This window comes from Micromonospora sp. NPDC050784 (assembly GCF_044456765.1).
GTDB classification, from domain to species: domain Bacteria; phylum Actinomycetota; class Actinomycetes; order Mycobacteriales; family Micromonosporaceae; genus Micromonospora; species Micromonospora foliorum.
Map to the genome: position 1 here is coordinate 54,926 of NZ_JBITGG010000007.1, position 25,555 is coordinate 80,480.

Below are 25,555 nucleotides of genomic sequence, written 5' to 3' on the forward strand. Positions count from 1 at the left end.
GGCTTGTCGACCGTCGCGGCCGCCGGCTCGCCTGGTGCCGACGGTGCTCGGCTGCCCGGGCGGTCGCTGCTGCGGATCGGCCCGGTCAGCCTGCTGATCCGCCGTCGGGCGGTGCTGGTGGCCGCCGTGCTGACCGTGCTGCTCCTGCTGGCCGTCGTGCTCAGTCTCTCGCTGGGCACCCCGTACGTCGCCCCGGCCGACGTGCTGCGTGCCCTCTCCGGTGCCGGCACCCCGTACGACCTCGTGGTTTTTGATCTTCGGCTGCCGCGGGTCGTGCTGGCGGCCGTGGCCGGCGCCGCCTTCGGCGTGGCCGGCACCCTGATCCAGAGCGTGGCCCGCAACCCGCTCGCCAGCCCGGACGTCATCGGCATCACCCAGGGCGCCGGCCTCGCCGCGACCGTGGCCCTGACCAGCGGAATGGCCGCGGTGCTGGTGGCGCCCACCGCGCTGGTCGGCGGGCTGCTCGCGGCGGTGCTGCTGTTCGCGCTCGGCGCCCGGCACGGGCTGGCCGCGCAGCGGTTCGTGCTCGCCGGGGTGGCGGTCGCGTTCGGCTTCCGGGCGCTCACCGAGGTGGTCATGCTCACCGCCGACCCGATCGACGGGCTGCGCGCGCAGATCTGGCTGATCGGCACCCTGGCCGGAAAGGGCTGGACCGAGGCCGCCTGGATCGCCGGCACGCTGCTGGTGCTGCTGCCGGTGCTGGCCTGGGCCGGCTGGGCGCTGAACAGCAGCGCCCTGGACGACGACACCGCCCGGGGCGTCGGGCTGCGCCCGGTGGCCCGCCGGATCGGCCTCGCCGGCACCGGCGTACTCGTCGCCGCCATGGTCACCGCCCAGGTCGGCGCCGTCGACTTCGTGGCGCTGGTCGCCCCGCAGGTGGCCCGACGACTGGTACGTGCCGAACGACCACCGCTGGTCTGCGCGGCGCTGCTCGGCGCCCTCCTGCTGGTGCTGGCCGACCTGGCCGGTCGGCGGCTGTTCGCACCCACCCAACTACCCGCCGGTGTGCTGACCGCCGCGATCGGCGGCCCGTACCTGATCTTCCTGCTGCTGCGTGGCCGGCGGCGGTCGTCGTGACGCCTCAAGGAGTCGTGTGATGCTCTCCACCCGCGACCTGGTCGCCGGCTACGACGAGCGGACCGTGCTCGACGGGCTCGACCTCGACCTGCCCACCGACGCGTTCACCGTGATCGTCGGACCCAACGCGTGCGGCAAGTCCACCCTGCTGCGCACGATGGCCCGGCTGCTCACCCCCCGCCGAGGCACGGTGCTGCTGGACGGCACCGCCATCCGCGACCTGCCGACCCGGGAGGTCGCCCGGCGCCTCGGCGTCCTGCCGCAGAGCCCGCTGGTGCCCGAGGGCGTCACGGTGGCAGACCTGGTCGGACGCGGCCGACAGCCCTACCAGCGGTGGTGGCGGCAGTGGTCGACGGAGGACGGCGCGGCGGTGGACCAGGCGATGGCCCTCGCCGACGTCACCGACCTGGCCGACCGGCCGGTGGACAGCCTCTCCGGCGGCCAGCGGCAACGGGTGTGGATCGCCATGACCCTCGCCCAGGACACCGACGCCCTGCTGCTGGACGAGCCGACCACCTTCCTCGACCTGGCCCACCAGGTGGAGGTGCTGGACCTCCTGCACCGACTGCGCTCCGAGCGGGGCCGCACCGTGGTCGCCGTGCTGCACGACCTGAACCAGGCCGCCCGCTACGCCGACCACCTGGTCGCCATGCGCGCCGGCGCCGTGGTCGCCGCCGGACCGCCCCGGGAGATCCTCACCGCCGACCTGGTCCGCGACGTCTTCGGGCTGGCCTGCGTGGTCGTGCCCTGCCCGGTGACCGGCGCACCGCTGGTGGTGCCCGCGTACACCGGCGGCAACGCTCCGGCTGCCGTTCCCGCTACGGCTGCCGTTCCCGCCGTGGCTTCGGCTTCCGCTGCCGCGTCTGGCGGCGCGGTCGCTTCGCCGGGTGGCGATGGTGGCCCGGGCGATGCGTCCGCTGCTGCCGGAGAACCCACTGCCTCGACGGCGTCCGTACCGGACGCCCGACCCGCCACCGGCGACGCGGCCAACCCGCTCGCCGGCTCGCACCCCTCGAAAGGACTCTGATGCGTCGTCTCGTCGCCGCTCTCGCCGCGGCCGCCGCCCTCGGCGTCGGACTCACCGCCTGCGGTGAGAGCGACCCGGTCGCCGGTACCACCACCGGGGAGACCCGGGAGATCACCCACGCCATGGGCACCACCAAGGTCCCGGCCGAGCCCAAGCGCGTCGTCGTACTCGACACCGACAAGATCGACACGGCGCTCTCGCTGGGCATCACGCCCGTCGGCGCCGCCACCGCCGGTGAGGCGAAGAGCTGGCCGACCTACTTCGGCGCGGACAAGCTCGCCGGCATCAAGGAGGTCGGGGTGCTCACCGAGCCCGACCTGGAGGCGATCAACGCGCTGAAGCCGGACCTCATCCTCGGCAGCAAGTTCCGCCAGGAGAAGTTCTACGACGAACTGGCCGCCATCGCGCCGACCGTGTTCACCGACAAGGTGGGCATCACCTGGAAGGACAACCTCCTCCTCGACGGCAAGGCACTCGGCCGCGAGCAGCAGGCCAAGGACCTGCTCGCCACGTACGAGAAGCGGGCCAAGGACTTCGGCGCGACGCTCGGCGACGCCGCCGCGCGCAAGGTCTCCATCGTGCGCTTCCTGCCCGGCAACATCCGGGTGTACGGCCCGGACTCGTTCTCCGGCATCGTCATCGGCGACACCGGCCTGGGCCGCCCCGAGCGGCAGTTGCTCGCCAACAAGGAGGACAAGCGCTTCGACCTGGTCAGCCCCGAGCGGATCAACGAGGTCGACGGTGACGTCATCTTCGTGACCGCGTACGGCGACAAGGCCGCCGCCGAGCAGACCAAGGTCGCCGGCGGGACGCTCTGGAAGGGCCTCAACGCGGTCAAGGCCGGCAAGGCGTACCCCGTCTCCGACGAGGTCTGGATGACCGGCATCGGCGTCGGCGCCGCCAACAAGATCCTCGACGACCTGACCAAGTACCTCCCCGCCGCCTGACCAACCCCCAGGCACACCCGCGCACGTCCGCGAACGTCTGCGCGCCCCCGCGCACGTCCGCGCATCCGCCCGGGGACACGCACCCTGCGCACTCGCGCAAGGCCGCGCGCCCCGCGCACCCCCTCATGATCGTGCTCGATCCAGGAAGTAGTGGCCTCCCCGTCGAGGGAGGCCACTACTTCCATGTTCGAGCGCGATCATCGTCACCGGGGGGAGCGCGAGCGTGCCCGTAGGGCGACTCGGACCTCGGCGAGGAACCCGTCGAAGTCGTCCCGGAGGCGCTTGGCGGTCACGTGCAGCACGATCCAGTCGCCGCCGAGCAGTTGGTTGAGGCGTTGGCGGTCCCGATGGAACTGCTCGGGGTCGTCGTGCCAGAGCCCGTCGTACTCCACCGCGACCTTGAACTGCGGCCAGGCCAGGTCCAGCCGGGCCACGAACCGGCCCTGCTCGGCCACGACCCACTGCGTCTCCGGCCTCGGCAGGCCGGCGAGCACCAGCCGGACCCGGGTGCGGGACTCCTGAGGGGATTCCGCGCCCGCGTCGGCCAGGTCGACCGCGCGTAGCAGCGACCGCCAGCCGCGTCGACCGGCCCGGCTCAGCGCGTACTCGCGCAGGGCCGGCACGGTCGTCAGCCGGCTGGCCAGCATGGCGTCAATGACGACCACGGCCTCGACCACGTCGAGCCAACGGGCCACGTCCCAGCAGGTACGCGCCGGGCTGGTCACCGTGACCCCGGCCCGGTCCACGGTGTCGCCGGGGTCGATGGCTGCGCGGTGGACCCGTATGCCGGCGGTCGGGCCGATCCGGGTGGTGGCGGGAACGAGGACGTCGACCGGCTCGGTCGCGATCGGCTTTGCACAGCCGTACAGGCCGGCGGCAGCGCGCCCTGCGATGGCGGCATCGGGCGGGACCAGCCAGCGTCGGACGGCGGCGCATCTGATGGTGTGGGTGACTGTGACCCGGGCATCCGCGTAGACGTCGCGGAAGAGCGGTCGCCACGCCGAGCTGCGGAGGTCGTTGCGGGTCAGTAGGCCTCGCGAGACGGCGGTCGAGCCACGGAAGACCCGACCCCGCAACTGCGGCGGCCGGCGAGGAACTTTCGGCATGGGCCTCAGGCTGGCCGAACCCCTTCGCGTTCCGCTGCCCCTGTGGATAACCGCCGTCACCGCACCGGTGCCGATGCGCGCCGTTGTCCCCATGATCGCGCCCGAACATGGATGTAGTGGCCTCCCGAGAAGCGGAGGCCACTACATCCTGGATCGAGCGCGATCTTGCCGAGCGGGCGCGCGAAGGGCGTGGAGCGCGTGGTGACGTTGAGGGTGGGGTGGGGTGGGGTTGAGGGTGGGTGGGGTGGAGTTAGGCGGCGGTGGACCAGATGGCGCGGAAGGCGGCGGCCTCGCCGGAGAGCCATCGTTCGATCTGGTCGGGCTTGGCGTCGGCGGGCATGCGGTGGGCCTGGCCGCGGCGGACGTCGACCAGGACCGGCTCGGCGTGCGGGAGCACCGCGTCCATGTGTCGGGCCATCAGGTGCAGGGTGGCGAGCACCGACTCCTCGCTCGGTGGGGCCTCGTCGAAGTGCAGGCGGACCGCTTCGGCGTGGCCGTCGGCGTGGCGTACCCCGAAATGGGGATTGATCTTGACGGGCAGGTCGCCCAGCATGGCCAGGGCGTCGCGGGTCTGGGCGAGATCGACGGCGGCCGGCTCGCCGAGGGAGTGCAGCCAGCTCGTGGCGCCGGGGACGAGCGCCTGGTAGAGCGGGCGCCACCGTGGCTTGACGATGTCGGCCACCCCGGCCAGGTGGGTGCCGCCGGTGTGGAAGGCGATGTCGGCCTTGAGCGCCTTGACGAACTGGCCGTGCGGGTTGAAGCCGGACCGGCTGGCGCGCTGCTTGCGCAGCCCCCCGACGAAGGTCGCCTTGGTGGGGCCGGTGCGGTCGACGTAGCGGGTGAAGCCGAGCAGTGTGGCGTAGGGGGTGAGGGGCGTGGAGGCGGGCGCGGTCACGGGCGTCCTCCCAGGTCAGGAACTCGATTAGTACATACATTCTAATCGACGGGTCTGACATCGCCCAGTGAAAACGGGGGTGCGGAAGACGCGACAAAGGGGGCCGTCCGGCGGGCGGACGACCCCCTTCGCGGGGAGGACCCTAGAGCTGGCCGACGTCGGTGATCCGCACGACCGCGGCGCCGACCTCGTCCGAGGCCGCCAGGTCGATCTCGGCGCTGATGCCCCAGTCGTGGTCGCCGTCCGGGTCGTCGAAGATCTGCCGTACGGTCCACCGCTCCCGGCCCTGCTCGATCATGAGCAGCGCCGGACCGCGGGCGTCCGGCCCGACCCCGATCGAGTCGTACGCCTCGAAGTACGGCGCCAGGGCGTCGGCCCACGCGTCGTAGTCCCAGCCGTCCTCGGCGTCCAACTCGGCGAGCAGGTCCCAGCGGCGTAGCGCGGCCAGCTCGACGCGGCGGAACAGCGCGTTGCGCACCAGCACCCGGAACGCCCGCGCGTTGCGGGTCACCGCCGGTGGCCGATCGGTCAGGGCGGCGTGCGCCTGGGCCACCTCGGCCACGTCGGACGGGTTGCGCAGCCGCTCCCACTCGTCGATGAGACTGGAGTCGACCTGGCGGACCAGCTCGCCCAACCACTCGATGAGGTCGATCAGCTCCTCGGTCTTGGCGTCCTCGGGCACGGTCTGGCGCAGCGTCTTGTACGCGTCGGCCAGGTAGCGCAGGACGAGACCCTCCGAGCGGGTCAGCCCGTAGAACTGCACGTACTCGGTGAAGGTCATGGCCCGCTCGTACATGTCGCGGACGACGGCCTTGGGGGAGAGCTGGTGGTCGGCGACCCAGGGGTGCCCCTGTCGGTACATCTCGTACGCGGCGTCCAGCAGCTCGGCCAGGGGCTTCGGGTGGGTCACCTCGTCGAGCAGTTCGAGGCGCGCCTCGTACTCGATGCCCTCGGCCTTCATGGCGGCGACCGCCTCGCCGCGCGCCTTGAACTGCTGCGCGGAGAGGATCTGGCGGGGGTCGTCGAGGATCGACTCGATGACGCTCAGCACGTCGAGCGCGTACGACGGGGACTCGGCGTCGAGCAGCTCGATGGTGGCCAGCGCGAGGGGGGAGAGCGGCTGGTTGAGGGCGAAGTCGAGCTGGAGGTCGACGGTGAGCCGGATCCGCCGGCCGGTCTCGTCCGGCTCGGGCAGCTCCTCCACGACTCCGCCGGCCCGCAACGCCCGGTAGATGGCGATCGCCCGGCGGATGTGCCGGCGCTGCGCGGCGGGTTCCTCGTGGTTGTCGGTGAGCAGGTGCCGCATCGCGGTGAACGCGTCACCGGGCCGGCCGATGACGTTGAGCAGCATCGAGTGGCTGACCTGGAAGCTGGAGGTCAGCGGCTCCGGCTCGGCGTCGACGAGTCGGTCGAAGGTGGGCTGGCCCCAGCCGATCGAGCCCTCCGGCGGCTTCTTGCGGACCACCTTGCGCCGCTTCTTCGGGTCGTCGCCGGCCTTGGCGAGGGCCTTCTCGTTGTCGATGACGTGCTCGGGGGCCTGCACCACGACCCGGCCGATGGTGTCGTAGCCGGCCCGGCCGGCCCGCCCGGCGATCTGGTGGAACTCCCGGTTCTTGAGCAGCCGGGTGCGGACCCCGTCGTACTTGGACAGGCCGGTGAACAGCACGGTGCGGATCGGCACGTTGATGCCGACGCCGAGGGTGTCGGTGCCGCAGATGACCTTGAGCAGGCCGGCCTGGGCGAGGGTCTCCACCAGGCGGCGGTACTTGGGCAGCATGCCGGCGTGGTGCACGCCGATGCCGTGCCGGACCAGCCGGGAGAGCGTCTTGCCGAAGCCGGCGGTGAACCGGAAACCACCGATCGCCTCGGCGATCATGTCCTTCTCCGCGCGGGTGCACACGTTGACGCTGGTCAGCGCCTGAGCGCGTTCCAGTGCGGCGGCCTGGGTGAAGTGCACCACGTACACCGGGGCCTGCTTGGTCTCCAGCAGCTCCTCAAGCGTCTCGTGCAGCGGCGTCATGGCGTACGAGAAGATGAGCGGGACCGGCCGCTCCGCCGTGCGCACGACGGCGGTCGGCCGCCCGGTGCGCCGGGTCAGGTCGTCGACGAAGCGGGTGGTGTCCCCCAGGGTGGCGGACATCAGGATGAACTGGGCCTGCGGCAGCTCGATGATCGGCACCTGCCACGCCCAGCCCCGGTCGGGCTCGGCGTAGAAGTGGAACTCGTCCATGATCACCTGGCCGACGTCTGCCTTCGTGCCCTCGCGCAGGGCCAGGTTCGCCAGGATCTCCGCGGTGCAGCAGATGATCGGGGCGTCGGCGTTGACGCTGGCGTCGCCGGTGAGCATGCCGACGTTCTCGGCGCCGAAGACCTCGCAGAGCGCGAAGAACTTCTCCGACACCAGGGCCTTGATCGGCGCGGTGTAGAAGGTCGTCCGGCTGTCGGCGAGGGCCGCGAAGTGCGCGGCGATCGCCACCAGGCTCTTGCCCGAGCCGGTGGGCGTGTTCATGATCAGGTTGGCGCCGGAGACGATCTCGATGACCGCCTCTTCCTGATGGGGGTAGAGGTCGAGGCCGCGCTCCTTCGCCCAGCTGGCGAACGCGTCGAAGAGGGTGTCGGGGTCGGCGCTTGTCGGCAGCGCGGCGGTGAGCGTCATAGCCTGTCCATGGTGCCTGGATCATGCCCCGGTACGCCAACCCGGCCGGCACCGGACCCCCGTCCGGACGTCCCGAACGCGCCGCTGCGTTCCGGTTCGGGCGTTTCGCCGGTCACCGTCGGCGGTACAGCAGGTCGGCGACCGGCCGGCCGGCCGTGATCGCCCGCCGCTCGAACTTCGTCACCGGTCGGTGCGCCGGCCGCGGCGCGAAGCCGCCGTACGCGTCCACCAGCTCCGGGTCCGCCTCCAACGTCTCCCGCATCGCCTCGGCGTACTCGGCCCAGTCGGTCGCGCAGTGCAGCACACCGCCGGAGCGCAGCCGGGACCGCAGCAGCGCCACGTGCGCCGGCTGGATGATCCGCCGCTTGTGGTGGCGGGACTTCGGCCACGGGTCCGGAAAGAAGACGTGTACGGCGTCCAACACGCCCTCGGGCAAGCCGTTGACCAGGGACAACGCGTCGCCCTGCGCGACCCGCACATTCCGCAGGCCACCGCGCTCCACCAGGTCGAGCAGGTTGGCGATTCCCGGCGTGTGCACCTCGACCGCCAGATAATCTCGATCCGGGTCGGCGGCAGCCATCGCAGCGGTGCTGTCGCCCATGCCCGAGCCGATCTCCAGCACCACGGGAGCCCGGCGACCGAACAGGTCGGCAAGGTCGACGGGCACGACCGGTCCGTCCGGCACATCCAGGCCGTACGCGGGCCAGAGCCGGCTCAGCGCGTCGGTCTGCCGGTCGCTCATCCGACCCCGGCGGGGGTGGAACGTGCGGATCGTCCGGCTCACGGGCGGGACGGCGGGGTCATGGTCGGTGGCGGTCACAGCGACCCGAGCGTACGCGACGACGCCCGCGGATCGGATGTGATGTGCGACCGGAAATGAGAGGATCCAACTGGTACGGCAGGTCGGGTGCTCCACTACCTGACCCGGCCGCACGGCGTCGAGAGGGGGCATCGTGACACTGACCCGCGGCGTCGTGAGCCTGTCGCTGGTGACCGTGTTCGCCGGTCCCCTGCTGGCCGCCGCGCCCGCTCTCGCTGCCCCTCAGCCTGCCGCCGTCGCTCTCGCTGCCCCTCAGCCTGCCGTCGCCGGTCTCGTCGTGCCCGAGCGGGCTGTTGCCGTCGCGGTCGCGCCGCAGCCGGGAGGGCCGCCCGGTGGCGCGCCTCAACCGACGCCGGTGGTGGACATCTTCGTCGAGGTGAGCCCCAGCACGGTGCAGCCCGGATATCTGGTTGGCCTCCGGGCCAGTTGTCGGGACAACTCGGTGGGCGCCACCGTGGTCTCCGACGCCTTCGGGGCGGTCGGCGTGCAGCCGCAGGGCGGAGTGCTCACCGCCGCTCCGATGGTGCGCGAGCGCACCCGCCCCGGCAACTACCGGGTCAAGCTGGAGTGCCGGGACGGCGAGACCGCCTCGACCATGCTTCAGGTGGTCAAGAAGATCCCCGTCCAGCCCAGCCGTGGTCCGGCGACCGGCTTCGGTGGGAGCAGCGGCGGGATGACCGGCAAGCTGCTGCTGCCCGGCGGCGCGGCACTGACCATCACCGGGCTGATCCTCGCCGTGATGGCGTTGCGCCGCCCCCGAGCCGTGACGCGTCGCTGAGCCCGCCATGACGATCTTCCGCCCCACGCCGCCGCCGGCCGGTTCACGCCCGCCGTTCGCTGGCCGCCCCGCCTCGCCGCCCGATGACGCTCGGCTGTCCCTGGACGACGGTTGGCCGGGCTCCGACGGCCCGCCGGATGCCCAGCGCCCGCCAAGTCACCAGCGCCCGGATCCCGACCGCTCGCCGGATCCCGACCGCCCGTCGGTGGCCGCGCGTCCGCCGACCGCCGTCGCCCCCCGGCGTAGTCGTCCCTCCGGCCGCAGCCCCTGGTCCGTACCGTTGGCCGTGGTGTTGGTGTTGGCCGGGGTCTTCGCCACCGGGGCGGGGCTGGGCCGTTCGGTCGGCCCGTTCGACCTGGCCCCGACCGGCGGTGACCGGCCGGCACGCAGTGAGTCGGCCGGGTTGTCGGCCAGTCGTCCGGTGAGGCTCAGTGTGCCGGCGATCAAGGTGGCCGCGCCGGTGGCACCCGTCGGGCAGGCGCGGGACGGCTCGATCGCCGTACCACCGCTGGAACGGCACAACGAGACCGGTTGGTACGACCGTGGCCCCACCCCCGGTGAGCCTGGCCCGGCGGTGATCGTCGGGCACGTGGACACGAAGACCGGCCCGTCGGTCTTCTACGACCTCGGCAAGCTGCACCCCGGCGACCTGATCGAGGTGGCCCGGGCGGACGAGTCGGTGGTGGTGTTCCGGGTCGACACCGTCGAGCACTTCCCGAAGGACCAGTTGCCCGGCGAGCGGATCTACGGCCACGACGGGCCACCCGGGCTGCGGTTGATCACCTGTGGCGGGCAGTTCATCGGGGGCCGCACCGGCTACGCCGACAACGTCATCGCCTTCGCCACCCTCCAGTCCTCCCGCAAGTCCTGAAACAGACCCGCCGGGCGTCAGCTCAGGAACGCCAGGAGTTGGCGGGTGGTCTCGTCGGGGGCTTCCTCCGGGATGAAGTGCCCGACTCCGACCGGCTCGCCGCGTACGTCGTCAGCCCACTCGCGCCAGATGGCGAGCGGGTCGTCGTAGAGCTTCGCGACCTGGCCGTGTTGGCTCCAGAGAAACAGCACCGGGCAGGCGATCTTCCGGTTTCCGCGGTCCGCCTCGTCCTGCTGGTAGTCGAGTGTGGCGGCCGCGCGGAACTCCTCGCAGATCGCGTGCACCGTGGCGGGGTCGCTGAACTGCTTGACGTACGCCGCGCGGACCTCGGCGGGGAAGGCGTCCTTCACCTCGGGCCAGGTGTCGAGCATGAAGTCGACGAGCACCGCCGGCGCCGCGTCGATGAACTGCTCGGGCACCGGAGCCGGTGCCGCCAGGAAGGACCAGACCCAGTAGGAGAGGCTGAACGTCTTGTCGGCGCGGTTGTAGACATCGCCGATGGGCACCACGTCCATCACGGCCAGCCGGGTGACGGCGTCCGGTGCGTCCAGCGCGAGACGGTACGCGCAGCGGGCCCCCCGATCGTGGCCGACGAGTCGGAACTGCTCGTGACCCAGACTCCGCATTACCGCGATCTGATCGCGGGCGATGGCGCGCATGCTGTACGGCTCGTGGTCCGCGGTGCTTGGCGGTTTACCGCTGTCGCCCCAGCCCCGCAGGTCGGTGGCGACGACCGTGTAGTTCTCGGCGAGCCGTGGCGCGACCTGGTGCCACATGAGGTGCGTCTCGGGGATGCCGTGCAGCAGCAGAACGGGCGGCCCGCTCCCGCCGCGGCGCCCGTGGATCGTCGCGCCGGGCGTGTCGATGTCGAACTCTTCGAAGCCGTCGAACATGGCTGGAATCTCCCCGCACCTTGGGATGCGCCCTGACCGAACGGCATGGAATGGCAGGTAGGGCGACTGGTGGCCGGCTACCGCTCGGACCGCCTCGACGCTATCAACGCAGACATCCGGCCCGGTGCGATTCGGCCGTGGTGCGGCACTCTCGACACACGAAGAGCGGCTCGAGATGTGGGCTGCGGGACGGCTGATGACCGAATGCCCGGTCAAGGTCGTGCTCGAACCAGGATGTACTGGCCTCGCGCCGCAGGGAGGGGACTAGATCCAGGATCGAGCACGATCAAGGCGGCGGGTGCCGCTCCGCACCCGCCTCGACGCGCCCCAACGCGCCTGAACCGCCCCGACGGTGGGAGGTGGCTAGGGCTGGGGCACGTGCAGCGCCACCTCGAACTCCAGCAGGCTGGCACCGGTGGAGACCGGGGGACGGGGCTTGTCGCCGGGGGCGGTGGCGTGGGCGGCTCGCGACGGGCCGGCGGCCCACGCCTGGAACGCCTCCTCGCTCTCCCACTTGGTGTAGACGAAGTAGCGGGTCTCGCCCGCCACCGGGCGGAGCAGTTCGAAGCCGAGGAAACCGGGGGAGTTCTCCACCGCGCCGGCCCGGGCGGCGAACCGCTTCTCCAACTCCGCGCCGCCACCGGGCGGGACGTCGATTGCGTTGATCTTCACGACTGCCATCTGCCCACCCTAGCCAGTGAGCGCGGCACCGGGACGGCAGCCGGGACGACGCAGCGGGCTCAGAACGCCTCGACCGCCGGGATCAGGTCCGCGTCGACCACGATCGGCGCGTGGTCGGAGGGGCCCTTGCCCTTGCGGGCCTCGCGGTCCACGTACGCGGAGCGGACCGCTCGGGCGAACGGCGCGGACGCGTACACCAGGTCGATTCTCATGCCCTTGTTCTGGTGGAACATGCCGGCCCGGTAGTCCCAGTAGGTGAAGGGGTGCGGGCCCTTCATCGGGGTGGGCACGACGTCGCTCAGGCCCAGGTTGCGCAGCGCCGCGAGGGCCGCCCGCTCGGCCGGGGTGACGTGCGTGGAGTGGGTGAAGACCGCCGGGTCCCAGACGTCGGCATCGGTCGGGGCGACGTTGAAGTCGCCGCAGACCGCCAGCGGCAACCCACCGGCCAACTCGGTGTCCAGCGCGTCGCGCAGTGCCGCGAACCAGGCCAGCTTGTACGCGTAGTGCGGGTCGTCCGGCGTCCGGCCGTTGGGCACGTACACCGACCAGACCCGCACCCCGTCGCAGGTTGCGGAGATGGCCCGGGCCTCGGGCTCGGGAAAGCCGGGCTCGTCGGCGAACCCGACCCGGACGTCGCCCAGCCCGACCCGGGACAGGATGGCGACGCCGTTCCACCGGCCGTCGCTGTGGCTGGCCACGGTGTAGCCCAACTCGCCCACCTCGGTCACCGGGAAGGCGCCGTCCGGGCACTTGGTCTCCTGCAGGCAGACGACGTCCGGCCCGGTGTCGGCCAGCCACTCCAGCAGCCGGGGTAGACGGGCCTTCACCGAGTTGACGTTCCAGGTCGCCAGGCGCATGCCTCCAGCCTGCCGCATCCGCCGCCGCGACGCCGGGTCAGCTGCCCGGGGTGTCGCCGGGACGGGTCTGTTCGGCCAGGAACCGTTCCAGTTCGGCGCCGAGCTCGTCGGCCGTGGGCAGCGGGCCGGCGTCCGGGGCGAGCAGGCTCTTCTCGCCCCGACCTCGGGCGAACGCGTCGTACTGCTCCTCCAGGGCCTGGACCAGGGCCGCGGCGTCCTCGGTCTGCGCGACCTGCCGGTCGATCTCCACCCGGACCACCTCCGCGGCCGAGCGCAGCCCGTCACCGGGCAGCAGCAGCCCGGTGCTGCGGGACACCGAGGTGAGCAGCACCTCGGCGGCGGCCGGGTACTCGGTCTGCGCCACGTAGTGCGGCACGTGGGCGGCGAAGCCCAGCGCGTCGCGGCCCTGCTCGCCGAGGCGGAACTCCAGCAGGTGACCGACGCTGCCGGGCACCTGGACGCGCTGTAGCCAGGGCTCGTAGCCGGCGATCAGCTCGGGGCGGGTCGCGTGGGCGGTCACCCCGGTCGGCCGGGTGTGCGGGACCGCCATCGGGATCGAGTTGAGCCCGACGGTGAGCCGGACGTCCAGCCGGGCGGCGAGCCCGGCCACGGCGGCCACGAAACGCTCCCACTGCAGGTCCGGTTCGGGGCCGGTGAGCAGCAGGAACGGGGTCTCGTCGTCGTCCTGCAGCAGGTGCAGCTCCAGCTTGGGCGCGTCGACGCTCTCCCAGTGGTCCTCGACGAAGGTCATCACCGGTCGCCGCGATCGGTAGTCGAAGAGCTGGTCGACGTCGAAGGTGGCGATCGGCCGACCCTCCAGCGAGGTGAGTAGCTGCTCACGCGCCAGTCGGCTGGCGTTTCCGGCGTCCACGAACCCGGTGAGGGTCTGGATCAGGACCGGCTGCCCGAGGTCGGGCAGATCGTCGGTGAGCTGGTAGAGCTCGTGTGGGTCGAGCACCGGTGCGGACCTCCCTGAAATGTGCGTGCGGGGTGCCGTCGCGACGGAAGGCACCCGTTCGGGCAACGTACCCGCCATCCTGGTGCATTCCTGCGCCGGGCGATCCGTTGGCCGGGTGGTGGGCGTGACCGGACTAATCGTCTGTTTACGCCACCAGGCCGAGACTCCTGGCCGATCGGCCGAGGGTCGGTTCGGCCCAAAGGCCGAGTTTGTCGATCATGTCAGGCTCGGGGGTGAGATGTCCGATCCTGTCCCGGGCCGTGCCGGTCCGCGTGCGCCGCCGGCTTTCTCCGGTACGCGAGGTACGTTCCCCGGGCGGGTCGACCCGCCCAGGTCGTCCACCAGTACGGGTCGGTTCTGTGGCGAGCGCCACGTGATCACCGTGCGTGATCAGGGTTTTCGCCTGCCTAGCCTCGGTTGATGCGTGACGACGGCACCCTCGACGACCCGTACGCCCCGAGCAGCCCCACTACCGATACGGAGGATGGCACCTCAACCGAACGGACAACCACCGCGAGCCGGCTCCGGGCGTACGCCCGGGACCTGACCGGTCGACGCCGGGCACAGCTGGCGCTGGCCACCGGTGTGGTGTGCTGCCTCGGTCTGACCGCCGTCGTCCAGGTTCGGAACGAGGACGCCGACGCGGCGACCCGGAGTGGTTCGCTCTCCAGCTCCGAGCTGGCGCAGCGCGCCGAGCAGCAGCGCGCCTCCCGTTCCCTCGACCGCACGGCCGCCCCGAGCACCTCCGCAGCCCCGTCCGCCGCGGCGAGCTCCGCCGACCCGGACACCAGCGCGCCGGCCCGCAAGGTCGCCCCGGCGCGCCCGACCGACCCGGCGCCCGTCGCCGGGCTGGACGAGGATCAGATGGAGAACGCCGAGGCGATCGTCCGCGCCGGCCGCAAGATGGGGGTGCCGCGCCGAGGTCTGGTGATCGCGGTGGCCACCGCCATGCAGGAGAGCAACCTCTACAACGTGGCCAGCGGCGTGCTGCCCGAGTCGCAGGACTACCCGCACCAGGGCGTCGGCTGGGACCACGACTCGGTCGGGTTGTTCCAGCAGCGTTCCAGCAGCGGCTGGGGCCCGGTGGGGCGGCTGATGGACCCCGAGTTCGCCACCCGGCAGTTCCTCAGCGCGCTGGAGCAGGTGCCCGGCTGGCAGCGGATGCGGCTCACCGACGCCGCTCAGGCGGTGCAGGTCTCCGCGTACCCCGAGCACTACCAGCAGCACGAGTGGCGGGCCACCCGGGTCGTTGACGCCATCGTGCCGGCGGGGCGGTAACCTACCGCCCACTGTGGACGGTCAGGGTTGAGGCTGTCGCATCCCGGGTACATGTGTTGCGGGTTCGGGGTACACATGAGTACGGGATCACCGACAGGAGGACGCCATGTCACTGATGCAGCGGATCACCACGTTCCTGAGATCGCCGAAGGGGCAGCAGTTGGTCGAGCGAGGTCGTCGAGAGATGGCCAAGCCGGGCAACCAGCAGAAGCTGAAGGGGTTGGCGGCCCGGCTGTCCAACCGCCGCCGCTGACCGCTCCATCGGCCGCCCTGTCCACCGTTCCCACCCCTGGGGAGACCTGGTGACCGACACCCCGCCTGCTGGCGGCCAGCCCGCCGCCCCTACTCCGCAGCCGTCCGCCGACCTGCCGGCCGGGCCGGTGGACGCCCCCGAGGGTCCGCCGGCCCGGCTCTGGGACCGGATGCGGGACGACCCGCAGTACGCGCCGGAGCACCTCGCTCTGGAGGCGGTGCGCCGCCTCGGACCGGAGGCCGTGCAGTGGGCCGGCCGGGCCCGCGCCGAGCAGCCCGGGGTCTCCGCCGACGTCCTGGCCGACCAGGCGGCCCGCAAGTTCGTCAACCTGGCCCGGCTCTCCGGCGCGGTCTCCGGCGCTGCCGGGCTGCCCGGCGCCGTGATCGACGTGGGCGTGCTGGCCTGGACTCAGGCGCGGATGGTGCTGCACATCGCCGCCGCGTACGACGTCGACCCCCTGCACAGTGACCGGGCCACCGACCTGCTGGTCCTCCAGCGGGTGCACAAGGTCGCCGAGAGCGCCCGGCTGGCGCTCGGGGTGGCTGCCGGCCGGGAACGCGCCGACGCGCTCTTCGGCCTGGGCGGCCAGCGCCCGCTCGGTCGGGTCATGCTGCAACTCGGCGTCCGGCTGGCCCAGATGGCCGGCGTCCGGGCCGCGAAGCGGATGGTCGCCAAGATCGTCCCCGGTGCGGCCATCGTGCTCGGCACCTGGGCCAACTCGTCGGCGACAAAGGACCTCGCCCAGCGGTCCCGGGCCCTCTACCGCTCCCGCGGCACCGCCGTCCCGGAGCCACGCCAGCCCTGACGGCCCGCCCGGGTCGTCAGTTGGCCAGGCCTGGTAGTCAGTTGGCCAGGCCGGAGGAGCGCCAGGTCACCTCGGCGATGCGGCCCTGGCCGGTGGCGTTGGGGTGGAACCAGTCCAGCGGGTTGAGCAGGTCCAGGGTGAACCGGACCTTGTGCAACGCGCCGCCGTCGTGCCGGCACCGTGATCCGTACGCCCGGCAGGCCGCCTTCAACTCGGCGTTGTACGCGTCGATCCGGTCCCGGACGGCGGCCCGGCGCGCCCGGTCGGCGGGCGCGGTCGAGGTCGCCTCGGCCAGCAGGGCCGGGCAGATGCCCCGTCGCCACGCGCGGGTCGCCCGGGCGTCGTCGTGCCCGACCTCCCAGAGCCGGTACAGGTCGGGGATGCTCACCACCAGCACCCGGGCCTTCGGCCGGCCGGTCCGCAGGACCCGCAGCCCCCGGTCGACGTCGGCCCGGAACCGCGCCACCGGCGTCATCGCGTCCACCCCGCCCCGGCAGACGTCGTTGGCGCCGATCAGCACGGTGACGTAGTCGGCGCGGTCGCGTACCGCCGCTTGGGCCTGACCCTCCAGGGCGTCCGCGCGGGCGCCGGGACGGGCATGGTTGTACGTCCGGTCGCGGATCGCCGCGTTCTGTTCGAGCAGCCGCCGGTAGTGGCTCTGCACCCGTAGCCCGTCCCCGGTCGACCAGGAGTTGCGCTCGCAGGAGGTGAGCACCAGGCAGGAGGCGAAGCCGGTGCTGATCGAGTCGCCGAGGGCGGCGATGCCGCCGGGCCCGCTCGACGGCGGGGCGCTCGTGGTGGGGCGGGGTGTCGCGGAGTTGCCGCCCTCACAGGCCAGCGCGACCAGCGCCGCGAGACAGGCCAGGGCGGCGACCCAGCGTCGAGGCATGACGTCTCCCGTTCCCGCAGCACAGAGCGACAGCGCGGTAACTCTATGCGCAGGACGGGGTTTGTCGGGAAGTTGCTGTCGGGTATGCGGCAGAGCGCCGACGCGGGGGCCGTCGGGGTGCTATGCGTCCCGCCACGGTGCCCGCTGGCCGTGCAACCACCAGTGCAACGCCCGGGTGATCCGGGGCAGCACCAGATAGGTCATCAGCGGGGTCAGGCAGAGCGTCATCAGCAGCACCCGGGCCGCGAGCGGCACCGCGTCGAGGAAGCGGCTCGTCAGCAGCGTGGCGGTCAGACTCAGCGGGAAGAACGCCAGCCAGATGGTCACCGCCTGCTTCCACCGGGGCGGGGACGCGGGTGGAACCGGCTCCACCGGGTCCACCGAGTGCTCCAGGGGCCTGTCGAACCAGCCCTCGATCCCGGTACGCCGCTCGACCCGGGTGTGCTCGACGATGCCCTGCGCCGAGCTGAGCCACCAGTGTCGCTGCGGCGACTCCTCCCACCGGCGCAGCGTCTCGGCGTCGGCGAAGCGGTAGAGCATGTGCCACTCCGGCGAACCGGGGCCGCTCTGCACCCAGCCCGCGCCGAGGAACCCGGGGAACGCCTCGGCCAACGCGGTGCCGGCCCGCATCCAGGCCACCATCTCGCTGGCCCGGCCGGGGTCGACGCGGCGGGCGATGGAGACGGTCACCGGCACGGCGAGGGTCATTGACATGCGCCCATCCTGCGGTCGGGTGGGGCTGCGGCGCGAACGGATGTAATCGAGCACACCGGCGTTCCGCGGTGTCGTCCGCCGGGCGGAACGGATTCGGCCGGTTCCTGTCGGGGGCCGGTGGTCTACTCGGGCCATGGACGACAGTGAGATCCTCGTGCTCGGCGCGACGGGCACGACCGGGCGGCGGGTGGCCGACCGCCTCCGGGCGCTCGGCGTCGGGGTCCGCGCCGCCTCCCGCGGTGGCCCGGTGCGCTTCGACTGGTCGGTCGAGTCGACCTGGGCGCCCGCATTGGCCGGCGTCTCCCGGGTCTACCTGATGGCACCGGACGGCCAGCCGGTCGAGCCGGCCCTCGTCCGACTGGCGGCGGAGCAGGGGGTCCGCCACGTCGTGCTGCTGTCCAGTCGAGCGATCGAGGCGATGGGGGACGAGCGTCTGCTGGCCGCCGAACGCACGGTCCGGGAGGGCGGCACCGACTGGACGATCCTGCGGGCCGACTGGTTCGACCAGAACTTCGACGAGGGCGTGTTCCGGGAGGCGGTGCTGGCCGGCGCGGTCGCCGTGCCGGTCGGGGACACCCGTCAGGCGTTCGTCGACGCGGATGACATCGCCGCCGTCGCGGTGGCGGCCCTCACCGAGCCCGGGCACACCGGCCAGGTGTACGAGGTCACCGGGCCCCGGGCGATCACCTTTGCCGAGGCCGCCGAGATCATCAGTCGGGCGGCGGGTCGACCGGTGCGCCACCTCGGCACGGCTGACGACTACCGCGCCGCGCTGGGTCCGCTGGGCGTGCCGGCCGAGGAGATCGAGCAGCAGATCGGGGCCTTCGCGGCGCTACGTGACCTCGGCCACGCGGTGCCCACCGACACCGTCCGCCGGTTGGTCGGGCGTGACCCGCGCGATTTCCCGGCCTACGCGGCTGAGGCGGCGGCGCGCGGCGCGTGGCGCGACTGACCGAGGTGTCCGGGTCCGGTTAACGGTCGCGATCGGGGGTAGGTCCGTGGGCATGACGAGATCGCAGCCCCGGCGCGCCCGTGGCACGGTCGGCCACGCCAACAGTGCGCTGAATCTCCGACTCACCCTGGCCAGCTTCGGGCTGGTGATCATGGTGCTCTTCGCGGTGCTGGCGTTCTGGGCCGGCATCGCCTGGCTCGGCGTAGTCTGCGCGATCCTCGCCGTGGTCGCCGTGGTCGACCTGGTCGTGATCCAGCGGCGCCGCGCCGCCCGCCGCCGCGAGGAGCCGGGCGTACGACACTCGTTGTTCGAGTGACAGGAGGACGAGATGCCCCATATCGCCACCACCAACCCCGCCACCGGACAGGTGCTCAAGACCTATGAGGCGATGTCCACCGAGCAACTCGACGACGCTATCGAGCGCACCGACCTCGCGTTCCAGCAGCTGCGGGAGACGACCGTCGACCAGCGCGCCCAGTGGATGAACGCCGCGGCCGACCTGCTGGACGCCGAGCGCGACGAGATCGCCCGGATCATGACCACCGAGATGGGCAAGACGTACGTCGCGGCGCAGGCCGAGGTGACCAAGTGCGCCACGGCCGCCCGCTTCTACGCCGACAAGGCCCCGGCGTTCCTCGCCGACGAGCCCGCTGACGCCGACGCCGTGAAGGCGACCCGGGCGTTCATCCGCTACCAGCCGATCGGCGTGGTGCTCGCGGTGATGCCGTGGAACTTCCCGCTCTGGCAGGTGATGCGCTTCGCCGCCCCGGCGCTGATGGCCGGCAACACCGGCCTGCTCAAGCACGCCTCGAACGTGCCGCAGACCGCGCTGCTGCTGGAGGACGTGTTCCGGCGCGCCGGCTTCCCCGAGGGGGCCTTCACCACAGTGCTGGTCGACTCGGAGGCCGTCGACCACATCCTCAGCGACCCCCGGGTCCGCGCCGCGACGCTCACCGGCAGCGAGCCCGCCGGTCGGTCCATCGCGCAGATCGCCGGGCGGGAGCTGAAGAAGACAGTCCTCGAACTCGGCGGCAGCGACCCCTTCGTGGTGATGCCCTCGGCGGACGTGGACCGGGCCGCCGAGGTGGCCACCACCGCCCGCTGCCAGAACAACGGTCAGTCCTGCATCGCCGCGAAGCGGTTCATCGTGCACACCGACGTGTTCGACGCCTTCGCCGAGAGGTTCGCCGCCAACATGGGCGCGCTGCGCGTCGGCGACCCGATGGACCCGAAAACCGACGTCGGGCCGCTGGCCAGCGAGCGTGGCCGCGACGAGGTGCACGCCCAGGTTCGCGACGCGGTGGACAACGGCGCGACAGTGCTCTGCGGGGGCGAACCGCCGGGCGGCGACGGGTGGTTCTACCCGCCGACCGTGGTCACCGACCTCACCCCGCAAATGCGGATGTGGTCCGAGGAGGTCTTCGGCCCGGTCGCCGGCCTTTTCCGGGTCTCGTCGTACGAGGAGGCCATCGAGGTCGCCAACGGCACCAGCTTCGGGCTCGGCTCGAACGCCTGGACCCGGGACCGAGCCGAGCAGGAGCGCTTCGCCACCGACCTGGACGCCGGCAACGTCTTCATCAACGGGATGACCACCTCGTACCCCGAGTTGCCGTTCGGCGGTGTGAAGAACTCCGGTTACGGGCGGGAGTTGTCGGCGCTGGGCATGCGGGAGTTCTGCAACACCAAGACGGTCTGGGTGGGCGAGGGCGCCGCTTCGGCCGGCGCCGGCGCGCACGCCGAGTAGTTCGGGGCGCGGCACGCGTCAGCCGGCGCCGTCGTGGGTAGGAAGTGTGCCCATGACGTCGTTCGGGTTCCACGCCTCGCATGAGCAGATCGGTCCGCGCGCCCTGTTGGAGGCGGTGATCCAGGCCGAACGGGCCGGCTTCGACGCCGCCATGTGCTCCGACCACTTCTCCCCGTGGAGTGCCCGGCAGGGCGAGTCCGGCTTCGCCTGGTCCTGGCTGGGCTCGGCGTTGCAGGCCACCGGCATGCCGTTCGGCGTGGTCAACGCGCCCGGTCAGCGGTACCACCCGGCGATCATCGCGCAGGCGATCGGCACCCTCGGCGCGATGTACCCGGGCCGGTTCTGGGCGGCCCTGGGCACCGGCGAGGCCAGCAACGAGCACATCACCGGCGACCCGTGGCCGCGCAAGGACGTACGCGCCGCCCGGCTGCGCGAGTGCGTGGACGTGATCCGGGCCCTGCTGGCCGGCGAGGAGGTCAGCCACGACGGGCTGGTCCGGGTGGATCGGGCCCGGCTCTGGACCCGCCCCGAGCAGCCGCCCGCGCTTGTCGGCGCCGCCGTCAGCGTGGCCACCGCCCGCTGGTGTGCCGAGTGGGCGGACGGGCTGATCACCGTGAACGCCCCGGTTGCCCACCTGCGCGAAATGATCGACGCGTACCGGGGCGCGGGCGGGCGCGGGCCGCTGCACCTCCAGGTGCACGTCTCCTGGGCGCCCGAGCAGGCCCAGGCCGAGGCCATCGCCCACGACCAGTGGCGCAGCAACGTCTTCGCCCCGCCGGTCTGCTGGGACCTGGAGACCGTCGAACACTTCGACGTGGTCTCCGCCGACGTGCCGGCCCAGCGGGTCGCCGAGGTGGTGAACGTGTCGGCGGACCTGGGCCGACACGTCGGCTGGTTGGAGGAGTACGTGCAGCTCGGCTTCGACCAGATCGCCCTGCACCACGTCGGGCAGGAGCAGCGCGGCTTCATCGACGCGTTCGGCGCGGAGGTGCTGCCGAAACTGCGCCCGGGCGGCTGATCGGGGCCGCAGGACGCGTACCCCTAGGCTCGTACCCCATGGAAAGCCTGTTTCCGGTCGTCGTCTTCCTGGCGATCGCCACCCTGGGCGCCGCGTTGGCCCGCCGGCTCGGCCTGCTCGCGCCGATCGTGCTGGTCGTCCTCGGCCTGGCGCTCTCGTTCGTGCCGGGCTTCCCGCAGGTGGAACTCGACCCGGAGCTGGTGCTTGTCGGCATCCTGCCGCCGCTGCTCTACGTGGCCGCGCTGGAGACCTCGGTGCCGGCGTTCAAGAACAACATCCGGCCGATCCTGCTGCTCGCGGTCGGCCTGGTGTTGTTCACCGCGTTCCTGGTCGGGCTGGTGCTGCACCTGCTGCTGCCGCAGCTGCCGTTCGCGATCTGCCTGGCTCTCGGCGCGGTGGTCGCCCCACCGGACGCCGTGGCCGCCACCGCCGTCGCCCGCCGGGTCGGGCTGCCCCGCCGGGTCGTCACCATCCTGGAGGGCGAGAGCCTGGTCAACGACGCGACCGCCCTGGTGCTGCTGCGGGTCGCGACGATGGCCACCATCGGCTCGGCCGTCGGTGCCGACAAGATCGCCATCGAGGTGCTGCGGTCCACCGGCGGCGGCATCCTGATCGGGGCGCTCGGGGCGCTGGTGTTCGGCTTCCTGCATCGGCGGATCAACGACCCGCTGCTGGACAACGCGCTGTCGCTGATCATCCCGTTCGCGGTGGTGTTCAGCGCCGAACACCTGCACGCCTCCGGGGTCGTCGCGGTGGTCGTCACCGGTCTGGTGCTCGGGCACAAGCTGCCCCAACTGCTGTCGGCGGCGTCCCGGTTGCAGGTCGGCGCGTTCTGGCGGCTGGTCCGCTTCCTGCTGGAGGGCCTGGTCTTCCTGCTGGTCGGGCTCCAACTGCGGGAGGTGCTGCGCGATCTCGACGAGCCGATCGGCTCACTGATCCTGATCACCTTCGCGGTGCTCGCCACCGTCTTCCTGACCCGGTTCGTCTGGCTCTTCCCGGCCACCTACCTGGCCCGGTTGGTCCCCCGGGTCCGCCGCCGTGACGCCCGGCCGTCACCGAAGTTCCCGATCATCATCGGCTGGGCCGGCATGCGGGGCGTGGTGACCCTGGCCGCCGCGCTGGCCCTGCCGCTGACCCTGGCCGGCGACGAGCCGTACCCCAGGGCGTTGTTCATCTGGCTGGCCTTCGCCGTGATCGTTTTCACGCTGGTCGGCCAGGGCGCCACCCTGCCGCTGGTCGCCCGCCGCCTGAAGCTGCCGCAGGACGACCCGGTACAGGACGCGCTCTCCGCAGCCGCAGTACAGCAACAGGCCAGCAAGGCCGCCCAGGACCGCCTCGACGAGTTGGCCGACAGCGCACCGGACCCGGTGGTGGACCGGCTGCGCCGAGCGGTGGAGGACCGCACCAACATGGCGTGGGAACGACTCGGCGGCGACGAGCGGGAGACCCCGTCGCAGGCGTACGGTCGGCTGCGGCAGGAGATGATCGACGCCGAGCGGGATGTGTTCCGGGCTGCCCGAGACTCCGGTCGGATTCCTGAGGAGGTGTTGGTGCGGGCCTATCGTGACCTGGACCTGGAAGAGTCGTTGCTGCGAGAGGTTGAGAAGTGAGCTGTCAGCACCTGACCGAGGCCGGTGCCGCCGAGCCCCGCACCCCCGACGAGTGCGCGGACTGCGTCGCCATCGGCGACACCTACTGGGTGCACCTGCGCACCTGCCTGAGCTGCGGGCAGGTCGGCTGCTGTGACTCGTCGCCAAACCAGCACGCGAGCAAGCACTTCGCCTCCACCGGCCACCCGGTGATCCGCTCGGCGCAGCCGGGCGAGGCCTGGCGCTGGTGCTTCGTCGACGAGGAGATCGGCTGACGGTCAGCCCGGGTGCGGTGACCGGTCGGCGCGGTCGGCCAGGGCGCGTCGGGTGAGCGGTGGCACGGCGAGGCCGGTGAGCGCGAGCAACCCCGCCAGCGCCAGCCAACCGACCGGGCCGCCGTCGATGATCAACCAGGTCAGCAGGGCCGGGCCCGCCGCGCGGACCAGCCCGGCGAGCAGACCGTCGACCCCCTGGTAGGCACCGAGGGCGTCCGGGGCGGCGAGGTCGTAGGCCAACGCCGCCCCGGCCCCTGCGTGCCACAGGTCGCCCAAGGTGTAGATCACCGTCGCGCCCAGCAGCAGACCGACCGCCACCGTGGTGGGCGCGACGGCGGTCACGGCCCAGAGCAGCATCCCGGCCGCGAGCACCAACCCCGCCCGGCGCATCGTCGTCGCCGCCGACACCGCGTGCCGGGCGCTCCCGCTGAGCCGTACGGCGAACAGCACGGTGAGCAGCGTGTTGACCAACAGGAGAGCGGAGACCGTCACCAGCGGCGCGTCGGTGTGCGCCACCACCCACAGCGGCAGCACCAGCGTCAACGCCACGTGGTGCACGGAGAGCACCGCCGAGGCTCCGACGACCGCGAGGAACGGCCCGTCGCGCAGCGCCCGACCGGCTCTCTGCCCCAGGGGTCGCCGGGCCGGCGGGTACGCCGGGAGTCGCATGATCAGCGCCGCCGAGACCAGATAGGTGGTGACGTTGCCGAGCACCAGCAGCCGGTACGCCCACCCGGTGTCCACCACGAGCGCGAACGCGGCCAGCCCCGCACCGAGCGCCACGCCCAGGTTGGCCACCGCGCGCAGGGTGGCAAAGGCGTGCACCCTGCCCTGCGGGCCGCCCACCGCGGCGACCAGCGCGGCGCGGACGGCAAGGTTGCCGGAGATCAGCAGAGCGTCCAGTGTGGCCACCAGCAGAAAGACCGGAAGAGAGCCGACCAGCAGGTACGCGGCGGCGACGGCGGCCTGCGCCAGTTGCAGGACGGCGCGGAGGCTCCGCGGGTCACGTCGGTCGGCGAGCCCGCCGAGCGGCACGCTGGCAGTGAGCCCGACCAGGCCGGCGAGAGTGAGCCCGAGCCCCACCTCCGTCGGGGTCAGCCCCACGGCGCGGGTGAGGAAGAGCGCCGCACCCGTTACCCACAGCCCCGTGCCAATCGTGTTGGCGAGGGTGGCCAGCGACAGGGTACGTAGCCGACCGGGCGGCGGCAGCGGCGACAGGGACCGCCAGCGGTCGCGAACCTCCGCCGTGGTGCCCATTCACCGACCCTAGAGCCGCCGCCTGCTCATCGAAGCCCCGCGTAGTGCGCCGCCCGTCACATTCCGTGTCCAGGCCGATGTCGGGTGGGCCCAGCGCAAAGCTCCACTCGCCTTGCCGTGCCCACAGCCCTCACCTGGCTTCCGTAGCCACGGCGGCCTGTCACCGCCTGATCGGCAGGACACGGTCTGCGGCAATGGGTGCCCACTGTGGTCGTCGCCCGGCCCGGCTCAGCGGCTGATGGAGTCGACGAGGCGTTCGGTGGCGAGGCAGGAGACGAGGCAGCGTTCCTTGGCGTCGCCGCTCAGTCGGGCGGTCCAGTCGGTGAGGCCGCCGTCGCCAATCTCCAGGGTGCCGCCCAGAGCGGTGATGCGTAGTGCACACCCGGTGTAGTAGCCGCGACCGCGAGACCGCTCCGGTTCGTCCACGAGCGGCACGACATGGCCGGCGAGTGCCGGTCGGACGGTGTCCGCCAGCCGCTCCCGAACGACCCGGTCGTCGAACGTGGTGACGTGCAGCCGGGGCTCGGCGGTAGGTGCCAGCTCGGCGAGCACGGTCCGCCAGTAGGTGAGGTGCCGGACCAGCAGTCGGGCCTGGGTCTGGCCCGAGCCAGTGTCCCGGGTGCTGGACACCAGGGCGAAGAGCCGAAAGTGCGCCGACGCGTCGCTGCCGAAGTCCTGCGCCCGCAGCACCCGATGGGCGGCGGCCAGATGCACCTCGCGCTGTCGGCGGCGACGCACGGCCGCCTCGACGGCGAGGGCGTTGGTGGGATCGCTCAGCACCTCGCTGGCGCGCATCGTGGTGACGATCCTGTTCTGGCTGATCGGCGCGACCGTCGAGCAGGTGCCGACCGGTACGACCGGCGACAGCTCCACGCCGGCCACGTCGGCGGGCAGCAGTTGCCACATCCGGGCCTCCACCTGGGCCAGTACGCGGGGGTCGGCACCGGCTGGGCGGACGAAGCGGTCCTCGTGCCAGCGGCGTACCACGTCGGTTGGGCGTACGGTAGCCGCCCGGTCGCGGGCCACGCTCAACAGCAGACTGCGCAGGTCTGCGCCGGACAGCCCGGCCAGCGCGGTCCGCGTCCCCGCCGCCATCGCCGCCCACACCCGACGCTCCGCGCCGGCCAGTTCGCCGCCATCCATGGCGCCACCATGGCTCACTGGGAGCGTCCGATCCATCGGTTTTGCCGCGCGTCCGGCCGCTCGTACCCCCGT

Annotated in this window: 25 protein-coding genes and 1 pseudogene; 14 read left to right on the forward strand and 12 right to left on the reverse strand. The window is 72.3% G+C overall.

The features are described 5' to 3' along the window. Window positions 1-3 precede the first annotated feature (3 nt). From ACIBD9_RS11650 to ACIBD9_RS11660, 3 genes and pseudogenes are all read left to right on the forward strand, one after another. Complete coding sequence (locus ACIBD9_RS11650; protein WP_396716785.1) at window positions 4-1,077, forward strand: FecCD family ABC transporter permease; 1,074 nt, start codon at window positions 4-6, stop codon at window positions 1,075-1,077. Window positions 1,078-1,096: 19 nt separating this feature from the next. Beyond that, window positions 1,097-1,900, forward strand: a pseudogene (locus ACIBD9_RS11655) (ABC transporter ATP-binding protein); the annotation flags it as partial. Between the two features lie 203 nt (window positions 1,901-2,103). After that, window positions 2,104-3,051: an ABC transporter substrate-binding protein gene (locus tag ACIBD9_RS11660; RefSeq protein ID WP_396716787.1), complete on the forward strand. Its 948-nt coding sequence runs from the start codon at window positions 2,104-2,106 to the stop codon at window positions 3,049-3,051. 203 nt (window positions 3,052-3,254) lie between these two features. Here ACIBD9_RS11660 and ACIBD9_RS11665 read toward each other — a convergent pair whose 3' ends face one another. From ACIBD9_RS11665 to trmB, 4 genes are all read right to left on the reverse strand, one after another. Continuing rightward, window positions 3,255-4,157 (reverse strand): endonuclease domain-containing protein, encoded by a 903-nt coding sequence (locus ACIBD9_RS11665; RefSeq protein WP_396716789.1) that lies wholly within the window; start codon window positions 4,155-4,157, stop codon window positions 3,255-3,257. A gap of 250 nt (window positions 4,158-4,407) precedes the next feature. Beyond that, a complete protein-coding gene (locus ACIBD9_RS11670) occupies window positions 4,408-5,052 on the reverse strand; it encodes a hypothetical protein (RefSeq protein WP_396716791.1) in 645 nt (214 codons plus the stop codon). 142 nt (window positions 5,053-5,194) lie between these two features. Then, entirely contained in the window at window positions 5,195-7,708 is a 2,514-nt protein-coding gene (locus ACIBD9_RS11675) for a DEAD/DEAH box helicase (RefSeq protein ID WP_396716793.1), read from the reverse strand. 112 nt (window positions 7,709-7,820) lie between these two features. Then, window positions 7,821-8,528: a tRNA (guanosine(46)-N7)-methyltransferase TrmB gene (trmB, locus tag ACIBD9_RS11680; protein ID WP_396716795.1), complete on the reverse strand. Its 708-nt coding sequence runs from the start codon at window positions 8,526-8,528 to the stop codon at window positions 7,821-7,823. 130 nt (window positions 8,529-8,658) lie between these two features. Between trmB and ACIBD9_RS11685 the strand changes: the two genes are divergently transcribed. After that, window positions 8,659-9,306, forward strand: a complete 648-nt coding sequence (locus ACIBD9_RS11685) for a hypothetical protein (protein WP_396717171.1) — start codon at window positions 8,659-8,661, stop codon at window positions 9,304-9,306. 205 nt (window positions 9,307-9,511) lie between these two features. Next, window positions 9,512-10,177, forward strand: coding sequence for a class F sortase (locus ACIBD9_RS11690; RefSeq protein ID WP_396717173.1), 666 nt, complete (start codon window positions 9,512-9,514; stop codon window positions 10,175-10,177). Window positions 10,178-10,194: 17 nt separating this feature from the next. On the opposite strand, the gene ACIBD9_RS11695 is transcribed toward ACIBD9_RS11690, so the two are convergent. From ACIBD9_RS11695 to ACIBD9_RS11710, 4 genes are all read right to left on the reverse strand, one after another. Beyond that, complete coding sequence (locus ACIBD9_RS11695; RefSeq protein WP_396716797.1) at window positions 10,195-11,070, reverse strand: alpha/beta fold hydrolase; 876 nt, start codon at window positions 11,068-11,070, stop codon at window positions 10,195-10,197. Between the two features lie 363 nt (window positions 11,071-11,433). Next, window positions 11,434-11,751: an antibiotic biosynthesis monooxygenase gene (locus ACIBD9_RS11700; RefSeq protein ID WP_124854512.1), complete on the reverse strand. Its 318-nt coding sequence runs from the start codon at window positions 11,749-11,751 to the stop codon at window positions 11,434-11,436. A gap of 59 nt (window positions 11,752-11,810) precedes the next feature. Beyond that, window positions 11,811-12,608: an exodeoxyribonuclease III gene (locus ACIBD9_RS11705; protein WP_396716799.1), complete on the reverse strand. Its 798-nt coding sequence runs from the start codon at window positions 12,606-12,608 to the stop codon at window positions 11,811-11,813. Between the two features lie 37 nt (window positions 12,609-12,645). Further along, window positions 12,646-13,566 (reverse strand): proteasome assembly chaperone family protein, encoded by a 921-nt coding sequence (locus ACIBD9_RS11710; protein ID WP_396716801.1) that lies wholly within the window; start codon window positions 13,564-13,566, stop codon window positions 12,646-12,648. A gap of 420 nt (window positions 13,567-13,986) precedes the next feature. Here ACIBD9_RS11710 and ACIBD9_RS11715 point away from each other — a divergent pair, with 420 nt between their 5' ends. The 3 genes from ACIBD9_RS11715 (at window position 13,987) to ACIBD9_RS11725 (ending at window position 15,902) form a co-directional block, all read left to right on the forward strand. Continuing rightward, window positions 13,987-14,844 carry a peptidase M23 gene (locus ACIBD9_RS11715; RefSeq protein ID WP_396716803.1) on the forward strand — a complete coding sequence of 286 codons (858 nt, stop codon included), beginning with the start codon at window positions 13,987-13,989 and terminating at the stop codon, window positions 14,842-14,844. A gap of 106 nt (window positions 14,845-14,950) precedes the next feature. Next, on the forward strand, window positions 14,951-15,097 hold the full coding sequence (locus ACIBD9_RS11720; protein ID WP_167457721.1) for a hypothetical protein: 147 nt from the start codon (window positions 14,951-14,953) through the stop codon (window positions 15,095-15,097). Window positions 15,098-15,146: 49 nt separating this feature from the next. Then, window positions 15,147-15,902: an EcsC family protein gene (locus ACIBD9_RS11725; protein ID WP_396716805.1), complete on the forward strand. Its 756-nt coding sequence runs from the start codon at window positions 15,147-15,149 to the stop codon at window positions 15,900-15,902. A 37-nt stretch (window positions 15,903-15,939) separates the two neighbouring features. On the opposite strand, the gene ACIBD9_RS11730 is transcribed toward ACIBD9_RS11725, so the two are convergent. Then, window positions 15,940-16,791: a GDSL-type esterase/lipase family protein gene (locus ACIBD9_RS11730; protein WP_396716807.1), complete on the reverse strand. Its 852-nt coding sequence runs from the start codon at window positions 16,789-16,791 to the stop codon at window positions 15,940-15,942. A 120-nt stretch (window positions 16,792-16,911) separates the two neighbouring features. Then, complete coding sequence (locus tag ACIBD9_RS11735) at window positions 16,912-17,505, reverse strand: antibiotic biosynthesis monooxygenase (RefSeq protein WP_396716809.1); 594 nt, start codon at window positions 17,503-17,505, stop codon at window positions 16,912-16,914. 133 nt (window positions 17,506-17,638) lie between these two features. Here ACIBD9_RS11735 and ACIBD9_RS11740 point away from each other — a divergent pair, with 133 nt between their 5' ends. From ACIBD9_RS11740 to ACIBD9_RS11765, 6 genes are read left to right on the forward strand one after another with little or no spacing between them, the layout of a single operon-like run. Then, window positions 17,639-18,457 carry an NmrA family NAD(P)-binding protein gene (locus tag ACIBD9_RS11740; RefSeq protein WP_396716811.1) on the forward strand — a complete coding sequence of 273 codons (819 nt, stop codon included), beginning with the start codon at window positions 17,639-17,641 and terminating at the stop codon, window positions 18,455-18,457. A 52-nt stretch (window positions 18,458-18,509) separates the two neighbouring features. Continuing rightward, entirely contained in the window at window positions 18,510-18,773 is a 264-nt protein-coding gene (locus ACIBD9_RS11745) for a DUF6343 family protein (protein ID WP_354943480.1), read from the forward strand. A gap of 12 nt (window positions 18,774-18,785) precedes the next feature. After that, window positions 18,786-20,201 carry an NADP-dependent succinic semialdehyde dehydrogenase gene (locus ACIBD9_RS11750; RefSeq protein WP_396716813.1) on the forward strand — a complete coding sequence of 472 codons (1,416 nt, stop codon included), beginning with the start codon at window positions 18,786-18,788 and terminating at the stop codon, window positions 20,199-20,201. 52 nt (window positions 20,202-20,253) lie between these two features. Continuing rightward, on the forward strand, window positions 20,254-21,219 hold the full coding sequence (locus tag ACIBD9_RS11755; RefSeq protein WP_396716815.1) for a TIGR03885 family FMN-dependent LLM class oxidoreductase: 966 nt from the start codon (window positions 20,254-20,256) through the stop codon (window positions 21,217-21,219). A gap of 38 nt (window positions 21,220-21,257) precedes the next feature. Next, on the forward strand, window positions 21,258-22,829 hold the full coding sequence (locus tag ACIBD9_RS11760) for a Na+/H+ antiporter (RefSeq protein ID WP_396716817.1): 1,572 nt from the start codon (window positions 21,258-21,260) through the stop codon (window positions 22,827-22,829). Beyond that, complete coding sequence (locus ACIBD9_RS11765) at window positions 22,826-23,083, forward strand: UBP-type zinc finger domain-containing protein (RefSeq protein ID WP_091401591.1); 258 nt, start codon at window positions 22,826-22,828, stop codon at window positions 23,081-23,083. Before ACIBD9_RS11760 ends, ACIBD9_RS11765 begins: the two co-directional genes overlap by 4 nt. Before the next feature lie 3 nt (window positions 23,084-23,086). Here ACIBD9_RS11765 and ACIBD9_RS11770 read toward each other — a convergent pair whose 3' ends face one another. Continuing rightward, a complete protein-coding gene (locus tag ACIBD9_RS11770; RefSeq protein WP_396716819.1) occupies window positions 23,087-24,340 on the reverse strand; it encodes an MFS transporter in 1,254 nt (417 codons plus the stop codon). A 228-nt stretch (window positions 24,341-24,568) separates the two neighbouring features. Next, on the reverse strand, window positions 24,569-25,483 hold the full coding sequence (locus ACIBD9_RS11775; protein ID WP_396716821.1) for a hypothetical protein: 915 nt from the start codon (window positions 25,481-25,483) through the stop codon (window positions 24,569-24,571). Window positions 25,484-25,555: the final 72 nt, after the last annotated feature.